Source organism: Bacteroides luti, assembly GCF_900128905.1.
GTDB classification, from domain to species: Bacteria; Bacteroidota; Bacteroidia; order Bacteroidales; family Bacteroidaceae; genus Bacteroides; species Bacteroides luti.
In genome coordinates this window covers 1-15,397 of the sequence record NZ_FQTV01000006.1, presented here as the reverse complement: position 1 = coordinate 15,397, position 15,397 = coordinate 1, and the positions used below count along the sequence as shown (strand labels likewise).

The 15,397-nt window shown below is 33.9% G+C and carries 14 protein-coding genes; all 14 read right to left on the bottom strand.

The features are described 5' to 3' along the window. Positions 1-121 precede the first annotated feature (121 nt). Positions 122-1,241 (bottom strand): peptide chain release factor 2 gene (gene prfB, locus BUC21_RS06810; protein WP_139261318.1). Its coding sequence is split into 2 segments (ribosomal slippage): positions 122-1,177 and positions 1,179-1,241, totalling 1,119 coding nucleotides; the frame shifts between segments, so codons are not numbered across the junction. Between the two features lie 196 nt (positions 1,242-1,437). Further along, positions 1,438-3,207 carry an L-fucose isomerase gene (gene fucI, locus BUC21_RS06805; protein ID WP_073400563.1) on the bottom strand — a complete coding sequence of 590 codons (1,770 nt, stop codon included), beginning with the start codon at positions 3,205-3,207 and terminating at the stop codon, positions 1,438-1,440. Positions 3,208-3,299: 92 nt separating this feature from the next. Beyond that, positions 3,300-4,280 carry a GntR family transcriptional regulator gene (locus tag BUC21_RS06800; protein ID WP_073400561.1) on the bottom strand — a complete coding sequence of 327 codons (981 nt, stop codon included), beginning with the start codon at positions 4,278-4,280 and terminating at the stop codon, positions 3,300-3,302. Between the two features lie 165 nt (positions 4,281-4,445). Continuing rightward, positions 4,446-6,251 (bottom strand): AMP-dependent synthetase/ligase, encoded by a 1,806-nt coding sequence (locus tag BUC21_RS06795; RefSeq protein WP_073400559.1) that lies wholly within the window; start codon positions 6,249-6,251, stop codon positions 4,446-4,448. A gap of 170 nt (positions 6,252-6,421) precedes the next feature. Beyond that, a complete protein-coding gene (locus BUC21_RS16445; RefSeq protein ID WP_175550490.1) occupies positions 6,422-6,568 on the bottom strand; it encodes a hypothetical protein in 147 nt (48 codons plus the stop codon). A gap of 133 nt (positions 6,569-6,701) precedes the next feature. Next, entirely contained in the window at positions 6,702-7,271 is a 570-nt protein-coding gene (locus BUC21_RS06790) for a hypothetical protein (protein ID WP_139261316.1), read from the bottom strand. Between the two features lie 13 nt (positions 7,272-7,284). Continuing rightward, on the bottom strand, positions 7,285-9,021 hold the full coding sequence (locus BUC21_RS16520) for an RHS repeat domain-containing protein (protein WP_073400555.1): 1,737 nt from the start codon (positions 9,019-9,021) through the stop codon (positions 7,285-7,287). A gap of 415 nt (positions 9,022-9,436) precedes the next feature. Beyond that, on the bottom strand, positions 9,437-10,000 hold the full coding sequence (locus BUC21_RS06780) for a hypothetical protein (protein ID WP_139261314.1): 564 nt from the start codon (positions 9,998-10,000) through the stop codon (positions 9,437-9,439). Further along, on the bottom strand, positions 9,997-11,133 hold the full coding sequence (locus BUC21_RS06775) for an RHS repeat domain-containing protein (RefSeq protein WP_073400551.1): 1,137 nt from the start codon (positions 11,131-11,133) through the stop codon (positions 9,997-9,999). The genes BUC21_RS06780 and BUC21_RS06775 overlap by 4 nt, the downstream gene beginning before the upstream one ends. Positions 11,134-11,266: 133 nt before the next feature. Beyond that, positions 11,267-11,695, bottom strand: coding sequence for a hypothetical protein (locus BUC21_RS06770; RefSeq protein ID WP_073400549.1), 429 nt, complete (start codon positions 11,693-11,695; stop codon positions 11,267-11,269). 211 nt (positions 11,696-11,906) lie between these two features. Beyond that, positions 11,907-12,341: a hypothetical protein gene (locus BUC21_RS06765; RefSeq protein WP_073400547.1), complete on the bottom strand. Its 435-nt coding sequence runs from the start codon at positions 12,339-12,341 to the stop codon at positions 11,907-11,909. Positions 12,342-12,692: 351 nt separating this feature from the next. Continuing rightward, the gene (locus tag BUC21_RS06760; RefSeq protein ID WP_073400545.1) at positions 12,693-13,205 is read right to left on the bottom strand and encodes a hypothetical protein; all 513 of its coding nucleotides are present in this window, start codon (positions 13,203-13,205) and stop codon (positions 12,693-12,695) included. 360 nt (positions 13,206-13,565) lie between these two features. After that, complete coding sequence (locus BUC21_RS06755) at positions 13,566-14,114, bottom strand: hypothetical protein (RefSeq protein WP_073400543.1); 549 nt, start codon at positions 14,112-14,114, stop codon at positions 13,566-13,568. Positions 14,115-14,180: 66 nt separating this feature from the next. Next, entirely contained in the window at positions 14,181-14,450 is a 270-nt protein-coding gene (locus BUC21_RS06750) for a hypothetical protein (RefSeq protein WP_073400541.1), read from the bottom strand. Between the last annotated feature and the right edge of the window lie 947 nt (positions 14,451-15,397).

Genomic DNA, 15,397 nt, shown 5'->3' with positions numbered 1-15,397 from the left:
TTGCGTGTTTCCTCCAAAATTAAAAATAAAATATCATATTGCAAGCAATATTTATTTAAAAAATAATTTCTACCAGAAAACAAATATTTACAAGAGTACATCGCCATTTCTTAATAACAGATTATTCTTCCGATTCACCGGCAAATTCCATCAGATATGCTTTGATAAAACCATCTATTTTGCCATCCATCACTCCTCCTACATCCGAAGTCTGGAAGTTTGTGCGGTGATCCTTCACCCGGCGGTCATCAAATACATAACTACGAATCTGTGATCCCCATTCTATTTTCTTCTTTCCGGCTTCAACTTTAGCCTGTAAAGCCATCTTCTTCTGAAGGGCAATGTCATACAACTGTGAACGAAGCAATCTCATGGCGTTCTCACGGTTATCCAGCTGAGAACGACTCTCCGTATTTTCAATCAGAATTTCACGTGTTTCACCGGTATCCGGATCTTTGTAGTTATAGCGGATACGAACACCCGTTTCAACCTTATTTACGTTCTGTCCACCGGCACCACCCGAACGGAATGTATCCCAGGTATAATCTGCCGGATTAATTTCTATTTCGATGGAATCATCAACTAAAGGCGTAACAAAGACTGAAGCAAATGAAGTCATTCGTTTTCCCTGAGCATTGAAAGGCGATACACGCACCAGGCGGTGAACACCATTTTCTCCCTTCAGATATCCATAAGCATAATCACCTTCCACCTGCATGGTAACCGTTTTTATTCCGGCTTCATCCCCATCAAGAATGTTATTGATAGTCAGTTTATAGTTATTTGCTTCTGCCCACCGCATATACATACGCATCAGCATAGAAGCCCAGTCCTGACTTTCCGTGCCACCGGCACCCGAGTTTATCTTTAAAACGCATCCCAGCTGATCAGCTTCTTCACGAAGCATATTTTTCAGCTCCAGATTTTCAAGCATTTCAACAGCTTTTGCATAGTTTTCATCAACTTCAGCTTCAGTAACCAGTTCGTCTTTGTAAAAGTCAAAAGCCAGTTCCAACTCGTCAGCTAGAGTTTTCATTTCATTGTATCCCTCAATCCATCCCTGGATTCCTTTTACTTTTTTCATTTGAGCCTCGGCTGCTTTTGCATCATCCCAGAATCCGGGAGCCTGAGTTCTCAATTGTTCTTCTTCGACCTGAATTAATTTATTGTCGATGTCAAAGGTACCTCCTCAGCGCATCAGTGCGCTCTTTCACGTCTTTAAGTTGTTCGATTGTTATCATCTCTGATTTTTTATTATTTTTTTGAGGCTGCAAAGATAAGGATTATTTTATTAGCTATAAAAGAGATAAACCAAAATAGTTCATTATAACAATGATATACAATAAAAAAGACAGCAACAAACTAAATTTGCTGCTGTCCAAAAAAATCAAGTTTTAATTACTAAATTATTAGATGATTAGATTATTGAAAGACTTATTATTTATAAATAGGACCGTAATTAGCGCAAGCACGATAATCAGCTCCCTCTTTATCCATACCAAAAGCATTCCATGCAGCAGGACGGAATAATTCATCTTCATTAACATTATGCATACATACAGGAATACGAAGAATTGAAGCCAAAGTGATTAAGTCCTTACCAATGTGACCATAACTAATGGCACCATGATTTGCTCCCCAGTTATTCATTACAGAATATACATCCTTAAACGCCGGTTTGTCACACAATCTAGGAACAAACCATGTAGTAGGCCATGTTTTATCAGTACGAAGATTAAGCGCTTCGTGAATATCCGAATCAATTTCTACAGTCCATCCTTCAGCAATCTGAAGCACTGGTCCCAAACCTTTTACCAGGTTAAGACGCATCATGGTTACAGGCATGCCTCCTTTAGATAAGAAATTTGAAGAGTAGCCACCTCCACGGAAATAATCACGGTTGGCAGGATACCATGTAGTAGCAGCCAAACAATCTTCTACTTCTTTTTCAGTTATTTCCCAAGCCGGTTTCATGGCAGGTTGCCCATCTTTTGTTTGCTTTCCGGTACCATCCAAAGTAGTTGCACCAGAATTTATCAAATGGATTATACCATTAGCAGCCAATCCGGTCAGTTTCTTTCCAGTCACTCTTTCTACAGCTTCCGGACTCCAGAAAGTACGTACATCAGAGAATATCTGAGCAGTCTGAGTAAGCAAATGTCCAAATAGCATGGCAACGCCATTACATGCATCATTTTCCGTTGCAAGAACAAAGGCTTCACGGATGCCGTTCCAATCGAAAGAAGTATTAAGCAAAGCTTCAGAGAAATCACCATTCGGCATAAAATCTGTCCACTGACGCTGTCCCTGGAAACCACCAGCAATAGCATTATGTCCCAATGCTTCTTCTTTGAAACCCAACTCTCTTAGTTTAGGATTACCTTGCATCAAATCACGTATGATGATAGTCATTTTCACAACAAATTCCCAGTCAGCATCCTTAGCTTCACGTGTTTTTATCTTAGCAGGAACATTAAAATCAGTACCTTCGTTCGGTTTACAGTATTTTTCTGTCCATTTCATCGCTTTTGCAAACTCTTCCTTATCATAGATACCTTCATTTACCCGACGGATAATTTCACTCATATCTACCGATTCGTTACGCATACCTAAATATTCCTGAAAGAAATTAGCATCAACGATAGATCCGGCAATACCCATGGAAACACTACCTACAGAAAGATAAGATTTTCCTCTCATAGTAGCTACTGCCTGAGCAGCACGTGCAAAGCGAAGAAGTTTTTCAGCTACATCCTCCGGAATAGTATTATCATCCAAATCCTGAACATCACGGCCATAAATGCCAAAGGCAGGAAGTCCTTTTTGTGCATGAGCAGCAAGAACAGCAGCCAAATAAACAGCTCCCGGACGTTCTGTTCCGTTAAATCCCCAAACAGCCTTTGGATAATGAGGATTCATATCCATAGTTTCGGCTCCGTAACACCAGCAAGAAGTTACAGTAATAGTTGCTCCTACCCCTTCACGTTCAAACTTCTGGGCACAAGCTGCAGTTTCGGCCACGCGACCAATAGTACTGTCAGCAATTACACATTCTACCGGAGAACCGTCGCCATTCTTTAAATTAGAAGAAATCAAATTAGCCACAGCTTTTGCCAGGTTCATAGTCTTTTCTTCAAGACTTTCACGTACGCCATCCTGACGTGCATCGATAGTAGGACGAATCCCGATTTTTGGATAGTTTTTCATAATCACATTAGTATAAAGCGTTAAATATCATATTAATTAAATCTTAAATTCCATGCTGAACAGTGCTGATAAATACACATAAAAAAAAGAGTTTATAAAGAGCTACGAAGAGTCACTTCCGTAGGCAGATACTCATATATTTTAGTATTATTCAGAACAAAGTCGGCAACTTTAGCCCCCATCTTTTCCCAATTTATAGTCAAAGCAGTAATTCCGTTATCAATAACCTCATAAGAAGGGATATCGTTGTAAGCCAAAACACCAATATCACTGCCACATTTAAGGCTTAGTGCCCTACTCTGCTTTATAATATCAACAACATCCTGAAGTTTAATCACCAGATAAGCCACCCCATGCTGAAGTTTGCATTCATCAAGAGAATCGGCAATTTCACACAAGAAACCATTATCATCACAGAACTTCCTGAAATAGTCCTTGCTACTTTGAGGATGCATTAAATCTTTTGGAAATACCAGTACCAGTTTCTTATATTTACCAAGAATAGGAAGTACCAATTTCAGGCTATTATATAACCCATCATCAAAATCCTGACAAACATAAGAATAGGAAGACTTGTCAAACTTGCCAAAATCGAGAAGAAGCAGCTTATTAGGATCAATCTTGCACAAAACATCCGAGAATTTCTCATTACTGAAGTTCATCACAATGTATTTATTGTAACGTCCGGCAGATTCTCTGATCAAGGTCTTAAACAAACGTTCATTGTACTGATGGAAAAGCAAATCAACTTTATAACCGGCAGGTAAGCGTTTGATGAAACTATTGTAAAGCACATCCTTGAAAGGCGAATACTGATCCAGCAATAAAAGAACATTAACGATTTTATTCGTTACATAGTAGCCTTTACCGGGAGTAGAATCAATAGCCCCACGTTCCTGTAAATCTTTAAAGGCTTTAAAAACTGTATCTCTTGATACTTTATATTCAGCACTAAGCTGGTTAATAGAAGGAAGCGGGTCGCCTTTTTTATAGGTGCCCATTGAGATAGACTTACTTATCAAGTCGGCCAGTTGCTTAACCTTAGTTGTATGTTGTCCAAAATCCTTTTTCATTCTATATTAGCTAGTTACAGCCTATTATCCATACTGAACTATGCTGCGGTACAAAGAAATAGATTATAGATAATATAAGCAAGATTAAGACACATGTTTCAAAACACAATTAAACAAAAAAAGGGATGCAATTTATGCATCCCTTATCAGTATATTGATTAGACTTTACGCCTCATACATCTTGTCAATAACTTCTTTATAGTTATTTTCAATTATATTCCTTTTCATTTTCAAGGTATTTGTCAGTTCTCCTTTTTCCATGCTGAACGGCTCAGGCAGCAATGCAAAATACTTCACTTGTTCATAATGGGCAAACTGTTGTTGAAGCGTATCAATACGAGACTTGAACAGTTCAATAATCTTAGAATTCTGCAATAATTCCTGCAATGAAGAATATTCAATCCCTTTTTCTTTAGCATAAGCTATCACATGTTCATAGTTGGGAACAATAAGAGCCGACACATATTTACGCTGATTGGCAATGATAGCCACCTGTTCGATAAAACGATCCACAACCAGTTTGGTTTCCAATGCCTGAGGAGCAATATACTTACCGTTAGATGTCTTGAACAAGTCTTTAATACGCTCTGTCAAATATAGCTCACCGTCCTTAATATATCCGGCATCACCGGTACGAAACCAGCCATCTTCCGTAAAGGCAGTTTTATTAGCTTCGGCTTTCTTATAATACCCTTTAGAGATAGATTTGCCACGAAGAAGGATCTCGTTATTTTCTCCAATCTTAACCTCTAGGTCGGGCATTATCTTTCCTACAGAACCAATTGTGTAATCAGTCATAGTTAAACAAGAAACCGTTGCAGTAGATTCAGTCAATCCATAACCTACCACAATATTTACACCTACCGAATGAAGAAATTCATTTATTTCATTAGATATGGCAGCACCTGCAGTTGGGAAGAAATTGCCATTCTCAATTCCAATAGTCTTTCTCAGGACAGAGTAAATAGTTTTATCATAAAACTTATATTTCAGCTGATTCATTAACGGAGGAGTTTTTCCTACTCGTAAATAATCAACATTATGCACCTTACCAACCTTAATAGCATCCAGCATCAAAGATTTTTTCAATCCTGTAGACTGATTGATAACTTCTTGTACACCATCATACACTTTCTCCCAGAAACGAGGAACATTACACATCAACGTTGGACGGATTTCCTTAATCGTCATCTGTATATCATTCGGACGCAAGTTTATACAAGTCAAAACTCCCTTATGGATACAATAATACGCCCATGTTTTTTCAAAGATATGAGTAAGAGGTAAAAAGTTCATAGAAACATCCTGATCGGTCATAGTAACCAAGCGAATATCATGAGTTCTCATCTGCTCTTTATAGCAGGAATGATGAATCATCACACCCTTAGGTTCACCCGTAGTTCCGGATGTATAAAGAATATTTGCCAAATCATCAAAACTAGCTTTTGAAGAACGTTCTTCAACAACAGCAGCATGCTGTTTGGCTTCTCCCATTTTCAAAAATTCATCAAAGTAAATTGAAGTAGTATCCTGTTTATCTTTCACAACCGCACGGTCGAAAATAATAAGACGTTCCAAAGAAGCGCATAAAGGAAGAACGGTGAATGCTGCGTCATATTGAAATTGTTCACCAACAAACAAGAAACGAATTCCAGCATCATTCACAATATACTGTGCCTGCGAAGGAGAGCTGGTTGCATATAACGGAATAGTAACAGCACGATTAGCAAAAGCTGCAAAATCTGTATATAAACATTCCGGTTTATTCTGAGAGAACACACCGATATTTTCCTGTTCGGCTATCCCCATCTCAACCATTGCATTAGCTGCAATCTGAACCGTTTCAGAGAACTGATTCCATGTAACAGGAATCCATTGTCCCTTATCATAATCCCGGTATTTCAGGGCCACACGGTCGCCATATTTTTCGGCCTGGCGATGAACCAAAACAGATAAATGATGATAAGTCATACTATGTTTTTTTGTAATTTCAGGGGACAAAGGTATAGTTTAATTTGCAACTATAGCCATATTTGTGAAGTAATTTGCTCTAACGTATTCATATTGAACTATCGATATTGTCAGCAAATCTTTCATTTAATAAGATTTATATAGGGAATTTTTAGTTTACGCCATTTGTTTCAAGGCTTGATATCTTCTAGGCCTCTTTTTAAACCAATATGAATTAATAATTGTTCAATTGCTAAATCATTAAGTTCAATTTCTTTAAGTATTGAAATTAATAAATCAATATTTTTATCTTTTACTGGATTATCAAATTTGTCCATTAATCTACTTATATAAAGTCGCTAATTTACAGTCATTCCAACAAATATTTCCATCTGCATCGCAAATTATCAAAAAAAATAGAGTTATGCATACAATCAATATATTTACCGTTATACTTTACCAATAAATTCATTATGGAATATTTTCTATTGACTTTTTCGTGTATACAAATTTATTCCCTTTGTAAGAATATTCAAATCTAATTATATGAAAATTATCATCATAATAATATTTCTCATAATAAGATGGAGCATACAGACTATGTAGAGTTCTAATATATATATTTTTCTTTTTTGTTATAGTATATTCTGCAGCTTGCTTGTTCAATCCAAATAAAAAAGGCACATATGCACCATCTTTATATTCATCATAAACAAATGCTGTATCATTTTTTGTTAAAAAAGGTATAGTGTCCACACCTCCTAAAAGTTTACTTCGGTAATCAACAAGCATATTTTCTTTAAAGAAGTAATCATTAACATATGTCCTTTTTAAATAGATACTTGAAACTGTTAAGCTATCATTATTATATTCTAAATTCAAGCTTTTTAGTTCATTTAAAGAAGAATCTAATATAACAGATTTAAATGAATCAAGGACAAAAATATCTATTTTATTATGATCAGTAATCATTCGTTTCCTATTATTACAGGAAGATACCATTATTAGCATTAATCCTCCCATTAAAAATATATTCTTCATCTTTAAATAGTCTTTATTTGGGATAATTTTCCTTATATTTTTGAGATGCAGCTTTTTCTACGGCATCAGATATCTTTTTAATAGCTATTAGATACGACATTAGCGCTTTATATCTTCTATATCCTTCATTTCTCATATCTTTATCTCTTATAGCTGCATGATCAGCATCAGGAGTAGGATGCATCAATTTCTTTAATGAAAATCCATGAAGTTGAGTCTCATGAGCAACATCTTCTACAATATCGTGCCAATCACTTTGCATATAAGAATAAATATATAAATTTACATTTTCCCCTTCTCCTTTTCCTATTGCCGCTGAAGCTTCCGAAGGGCTCTTACTTAATTCTTCTGAATAAGAATAGTCATAAACATTTAATGAATAATCCGAGTATTTACCATTCTTTGTGAATTTTACACCACCAATCTCATCTCCAGCAGATGCATATGATGAAAAAAAATCTCTTCCCTCTTTAGTTAGCATAACAGTAGCTAATGCCATTCGAGTCTTATAAGAAATAGAATTATATACTGCTTCAGGTTGGCCTCTCTTATCATTTTTCTTTATTTCATAGGTCACAATTTTTCGTCCATCAGTATCAATTAGCCTAATAGGATTATTAACACAATACGCATACGGTGAAATGGAATAATATTTCTCCGCCAAAGGATCAATTACACCCCATCTACCAATAGCAGCATCATAATGCCGTGCACCATAATCATACAAATCCAGCCCATGCATGCGATCAAGTTCCTTACCATTGTACTTATACCTGTTATCAGAATTATCAATTCCTTCACCGAAAGTCATTCCGAAGGGATAGTAATGGTTAGCTTGTTCAACCGTTCCACTTTGATTGAATACCACACGGTTATTTCCCTGGTGATCCTGAATATAGTAATGATAAGTGGGTGTTGTACCACTCATTGTTATATACCCACCATCAACAATTATTCTGCTGAGAGCTCCGTTTTCATAGATCACATTTCCGCAATAATCCGTCTGGGTTGTTACTGCTACTTTATCAGCAGGAACAGGAAGCATGCTTCCCATTGGCACCAACAGATTCCCGGTAGTGGTTACTTGCTTAACCTTTCGTTTTACCCCTGCTGCATCATATAGATACTCAGAAGTATGCCCTTCGGTAAATTGTAACGCACTTGGCAAATTTAATATATTGTATTGAATTTTTGCTATTTTCTTGTGAGAATCTCTTGTTAAATTACCATTGGCATCGTAAGTATATTCAGGAGTACCAACACTTGCTTTTACAAAGTTAAATGCACCGGTGTATGACGGTTCACTTGATGATGCGTCTGTTACGCTACTTAATTGGTTTCCATTGTAGTTCAGTGTCAGGTTATCTATCATTCCGAAGGTTGATGGTTTAGCAGACAAGCCGTATCTTGTCAGGCTCTTTATATTACCCATATTATCGTACGCATAGGTAGTTGAATAGTTCTTACTGGAATTAACATCATTATTCTGATAATCGGCTGCAGTAATACGACTCAGGTCATCGTAATGGAAATTGTATCCTCTTTGAGTATCGTTCTGTACTATCCAGTTCATCGCACTGATATTGCCATTATAGCATGGGATACTACCATTGGATGATTCATTGTAATACAAGGTTTCACTAAAACGGCTCTTTGCTGTATTAATGCTTTTCAGCCAGCTTCTTATATTATATGTATAACTAGTTGTTTCTTCTGCTCCGTGTTGTTTCTTTGACTGAAGGCGCCCCATATCATCGTAAGTATTCTCTGCTAATACAACCGGAGTGGAACCATTCAGTGAGTGAGTGGTTTTTGTCAGGCGCTCTGCATTATCATAAAAGCACGAGAGAGACTAAAAGGACAACATAGGAGATTTTGATTCAAAATATATTCTCTTTGTTTTTCAGATACTCCCCTTTAATTACTGGTCGTAAATACCCAATTAGGATAAATATTTTTCAGTCCGTGCAAGTATAAACTCTCAACGGACTGTTTTTATATCAAAAGTTCTTAATTCTTCTGTTGCTATTGCGGTAATAATATAAAATTATAAACACCCATTAATAATCCATTCTTTAATCAAAGAAAGTTATCCAGAAAGTCTAATACAATCAAAACCAGAATAGGCGTAAACTAGAGTTGTTACTAAAAACAGACATTCCAGATTAAAACAAAGATTCTAAAAATAAAGAAATGAATTCTTCTTTAAAAAAGATTCTCTCATCCATACATTTTAAATCATGAATAAATCGAGATAAGTCCTTTTCTGATAATGCAACAACATGTTTATCCAAAAATTTAAATATTTTCTGTTGATACGACTCTGATATTTCTTTTTTTGAAATTACCTGTATAGCAAAATGTTCTTTTGGTCCAATACGTTTAACAAATACACTAAATACTGACTGTTCCATACTTGCAACATTACCATCCAATGCTAAATTATACAAGCTAAAATCTCCTTTTCTTTTATAGAAATATCTTCTAGCTCTAATAGAATCAGATAATGCAGAAAAATCATCTTTCTCAAGCCAAAGCCAGATTACATTATCACTATCATTGTAAAGCTTATAAGTAATACTATAAATATTACCGTTTTCACTATTATAAATGCCATAATGTAAATAGTTCTTTTTAACAATAAGTCCATTTGTTGAAATAGATTGGGCATCACAAACAAGTGGAAACAACATTGCAAAAATAATTAGCACAATATTTCTTATTTTCATCTGCTTCTCATGTTTTTAACAGTTTCTTGCTTTGATTTTAAAATCATATTTATCAAAGGTCGATTTAAATCATACGACCCACGTTTAGGGTCATCTATTTGGTGTCTTGATTTATCTCTATCCCGTGTTAATACATACATTAAGCCATGTCCATTACCTTCATGACTGTACATCTCAGCCTGAGCCTTTTCTGACAAATTAGGATTTATATAAATATATATGGTATTGTCTGGAGAGTTAGAACCACTTCTTCCTTTGCCAGGAAGAAGTGGTATTCCCATTTTCCCAGCTTCTACTGTACTTGTACTACTAGGATCATGTCCTCCATCAGAATCAACAAAATCGTTATCTGGTTCTTGGTAAGTCAATTTCCCATCATCTTGTACTTTACCGCCATTATCCATATAAGAAAAGTCTGCAGATAAATTAACTTCAATAAGAATGTCTGAATTTACCAAAGTAGATAATGCCTGATAATTTCCACTTTCACTTTTGTGACTATTTAAGAGACTAGCATCAATGTTACCATTTTTATCTAATTTCACATAATCCATATCCTTAGTGGTCAAAGTATTTTTAATCATATCTAATGCGGCATTGATAATCGGTTTAATAACACAGCCATCTGGATCAATAAATCTAATTGGATTATTAGCACAATAAGCATACGGTGAAATGGAATAATATTTCTCCGCCAAAGGATCAATAGTAGTAAACCGAATTCCATCTTGCATTCTAGCACCATAATCATACAAATCCAACCCATGCATACGATCAAGTTCCTTACCATTGTATTTGTACCTATTATCAGAATTCTCAGTTCCTTCACCAAAAGTCATTCCGAAAGGATAATAATGATTGGTTTGCTCAATAGTTCCACTTTGATTTAATACCACACGGTTATTTCCCTGGTGATCCTGAATATAGTAATGGTAAGTGGGTGTTGCACCACTCATCATTATATACCCGTCATCAAAAAGTATTCTGCTGAGAGTTCCGTTTTCATAGATCACATTACCGCAATAATCCGTTTGGGTTGTTACTGCTACTTTATCAGTAGGAACAGGAAGCATGCTTCCCATAGGTACCAACAGATTCTCGGTAGTTGTTACTTGTTTTACCTTTCGTTTCACTCCGGCAGCATCATAAAGATACTCTGAAGTATGACCTTCGGTAAATTGTAACGCACTTATATGCTTTTTAGTTATAATAATTACAACTAATTTATATATAGAAAAAAATCACCAATATTCTCACACTTTATATTTATTCAACCTCCCATTGCTCTGGATGCTCCAAATTATTAAAAATTCTAAAGCCATTATATATCTTATAATAAGCAATTTGTATAGCATCATATCTATAAACGTTATAGAAAAAAGTTGTATCTATAAAGCGTTTATGGAAATAAAAATCCTTATCTATATTAATAAGCTTTATCTTGAACTTAACTTTTCGATTCATTTTATTAATTGTCGCAACTTTCATCGCATCAATTCCTGATTCACTATTATTATAAAAAAATATTCGGTTGAAGACCAATGAATCATTGATCCAAACTTTAGCTACTTCTTTATTTATTCTTTCAAAATCGAGTGACAGATACACATTAACGCCACTATTGTTAATTTCATTTTGCTTATTTGTACACGAGATAAACAAACAAAAGATTATTAATACACAATATTTATTCATTGCACAAGATATTTAACACCAAAAATAGTTTTCCGAACTGGAGAGCAATGATTCAATTTACCTTGAAGTATTTTTGTTGCATCTCTCTGATTTGTTCATTTTTCAAATAAGTAGCTTTAGATGGATCACCTCAAACCTGTAGTATGTTATCCATGCAGTATGTTTATTATCTTTATTTCTATTTATAATTTCTCAAAGATTGACCGACTAATTATTCCGATATCCAAGACTCTGGGTTATCTCGATTATTATAAACCCTAAACCTTTTAAGAAAACCTGTATAAGAAATAATCATTTCATCAATATTATTGATGAAATAGAAAAATGTCGTATCAACATATTGTTTTTGATTGCATAACGCTTTATCAATATTAATAAATTGAACTTTAAATTTTATCAGCCTATTAGTTTTATTAAGGCGAGCAGCCTTCATACCCAAAGCATCTTCATGTTTGTTTAAATCAGAAAAATATATTTTACTAAATTTCAAAGTATCATTGATCCATAATTTTGCAACAGTTTTATTATTTCCTTCATAATTCATACGAAGAAATACAAAAACTTCTTTACTATTTACCTTTCCTTTTTTACTATTGCATGATAATAGCAAACAAATCAGCAATAATAACAAAAATATTCGCTTCATTTAGTCAGTATTTTCTTAAATAAAAAAGATCTCACAGGAGAGACTTTATTAATTTTACCATTTATATAATTATGCATCATTAAACTTATTTGTCCATTATTTAAAAAAGTTGCTTTAGATGGATCTTTACCCGCATCCTGAATACGCCAAGATTGCATCATCAAATTATTCATATCTTCAGGTAACCCTACATGAGGTAATCCAGCAGAATGACCAAATTCATGAGCTATAGTTCTCTTATTTTTCCTGCAATCGTTCTATTAGCTACTTAATCCCCAATATTAATATTAAGTGTTCCAAATCATCTATCAATTTTTAATTTCTTCTCATTAGATAGAAAATAGGAACAATTTACTTATTTATCTTTTTAATAATCGGTCTTGAAAAAGTTCCTTCTTCATTTTTCAAAGGAAATGGCATAAAAGGATAGGCACCATCTAGCTGATAACAATTAAATTTTCCATTTCTATCCTCTATTGCCCAATAAAATTCATCTAGATTATTCATATCTTTTTCTTTTTTTATATCAGGATCATTCACTGATACATATTTTTCTAGCCCAGTATAAATAGAAATAATCTTATGATCTAACTCAATATGCCATAATGAACTTATTTGACTTCCACGTTCTTTTTCTGTTAATGATACAGGTCCAATATAAAATAAAATGTTAGAATTATGCGGATCAAGTTTATCAAAGTATAACTCATAGATCTTATTTGACGGACTCTTTTTTATGATGCTGTCAAGCAGCATTTCAATGCCTGCCCTAAGTCTGATTTGTTTTACCTGCTTATTCTGAGTTACACAAGATTGCAATATTAAACAAAAGAAAACTATCAATCCAGTTTTAAAACTATTCATTTTACTTTTTACAAATTATGAAAATTATTACTTTTTTTATATTAAGTCAAAAAAAAATCACCCTTAATCAAGTTACTAATGTTAGCACCAGGATGTATTCTAGTAATATTAAACATTCTGTATCTATTAAAACCTGCTGGAGTAGCTGTTGTGTTATGTGCCGTAACAATAAAACTCACATTATCTTTAACGATTAATTGAAAGATATGCTGGTTTATATTTGAGGTCCATCAAGTATTGGACTACCAATAATCACACTTTCTAATCCATCATTTATCATGTAATAGTTTGAGTCAGACCAAAAGAGATATTGCCCACATAAAAGGCTTTAAACTTTAAAACTCCGTTGCTATATTTACATTATTTAGGTGCTTTTATTATATAGATGTAATGTTCAGTGCCTACTTCTTCAATCCTTCCGGATATTATTTTCAATTTTGGATCAACATATTGAATTTGCAAAGTAGGTAAAATCTGTAACATTTCTTCTGTATAGTCGTAATATTTATTCACGCTATCAAATTTCAGTAAGTTTGTTCCCAGCAAAATTCTACACGAGAATTTTACTGGATATTTTTCATTTGGTTTAATGCAAATCTCTTTCTTATCATAAAATGGTATTAAAGCCATACTGACAATTGATGTGTCTATGTAAGCTTTTCCTTTAAATTTGAACAAAATATCAAACTCAGATTCAGAGCTATTTAACGTAAGAACTGAATTGGTATTATTCTCTATTTCCAATTCAAAATAAACACTGGGACCTTCCTCTTGTTTTTCTTCCCAAGCACCTTTTTCTATTTTCGTTATCACTCGAGAAACATTGATTTTTTTAATATTAATGTTTTGTCCGAATAATGTGGAGCCAAACAATAAGAAGAACAGCACAGAAAAAAATAATCTGAACATAACGTTTATTTTTAGATTTGTTTGTTTTTCATTTTTCTCTATTCAAAGACATGACGTGATTATTAATTATTTCTTTTTCATTACACAATAAAGAAAAAACCAAGTTATTAAAAACATTACCCCCTGAACCTGAAGGATTCCTACTTCATCTAATATTCCGAAATAAATTAGGCCAAAACTTAAGAAAGAAACAGGGAGTGTTAATTCTAATACAAACCAGCACCAAGCCCCATTAAAAGAAGAACCTGGATATATTGCCAGAAGAGCTAAAATAGATAATCCAACATAAATAATCGAAATAATTAACGACTTCTTAAAAGCACCTATGTTTTTCATTTTATTGTTTTATTATGCAAATATTGGAATGTTTTGGGAAGAGCTAATACACCTAAACCAATTCCTAATAAACATCCTTGAATTCTTGTAACAGGATTAGATTTCCTAAGCCTATAGTCATTTCCTGCATTACAAAGCGCCCATAGTCAAATCAGATACATCACAGACTAACTAAAACACCCCAGCAAAGCCAATAGCATTAATACACCTACAATGATTGCGACAATACAGGCAAGATAACCTCTAAAATGCATAATATAAGAGACTGCGAAACGATGATTTACAAAGCGCTTTTCATCTTTATATGTAGATCGAGTAGACCATACTCCAAATATAATACTAGCTATGGCTATTAAATAATATTTCATATCATATCATCATTTTTAGCATTCTGCTTATTGTCCATCATTAGCAATTTAATTTGGTATATAGTAAACCAAAAACAAGATTTTCTAATTAAAAACCAGTTGAACATAGGCCTGGCAAAATTAGTATAAATCTATATACTGCTTTAATCATTTTAAATAGTTACTTACATTTCATCTCAAACCGAGAGCATTATAAAGGTGCTCAGAAGGATGTCCTTTTCTTATTTGTTCGCACTTGGCAAATTTAATTATTTGTCTCACATTTTTGCTATTTTATTATAAAAATCTATTACTTAATAGCGCTTTTATCCTCATTAAGTTGAATAAATTATTATTCCATATATAGAAACTTGGTATCACATTAGGTGGCAGAGGTGGCAGTAAAAAAGACCTTTTTGGCTTTCCAGAAATAAAATTTTGAAAATTCTGCAATTTGCGGAATTTACAAAATTTATTTTTCAGAATCGGAAAAAGTATTATTTCTCTGCCACCTCTTCTATGTTGTAATCCAAATTATAAGAGTATTATTAATATTTATTATACTTTTTATTAGCTTTGTAATCAGGTAGTTGAAGAGGA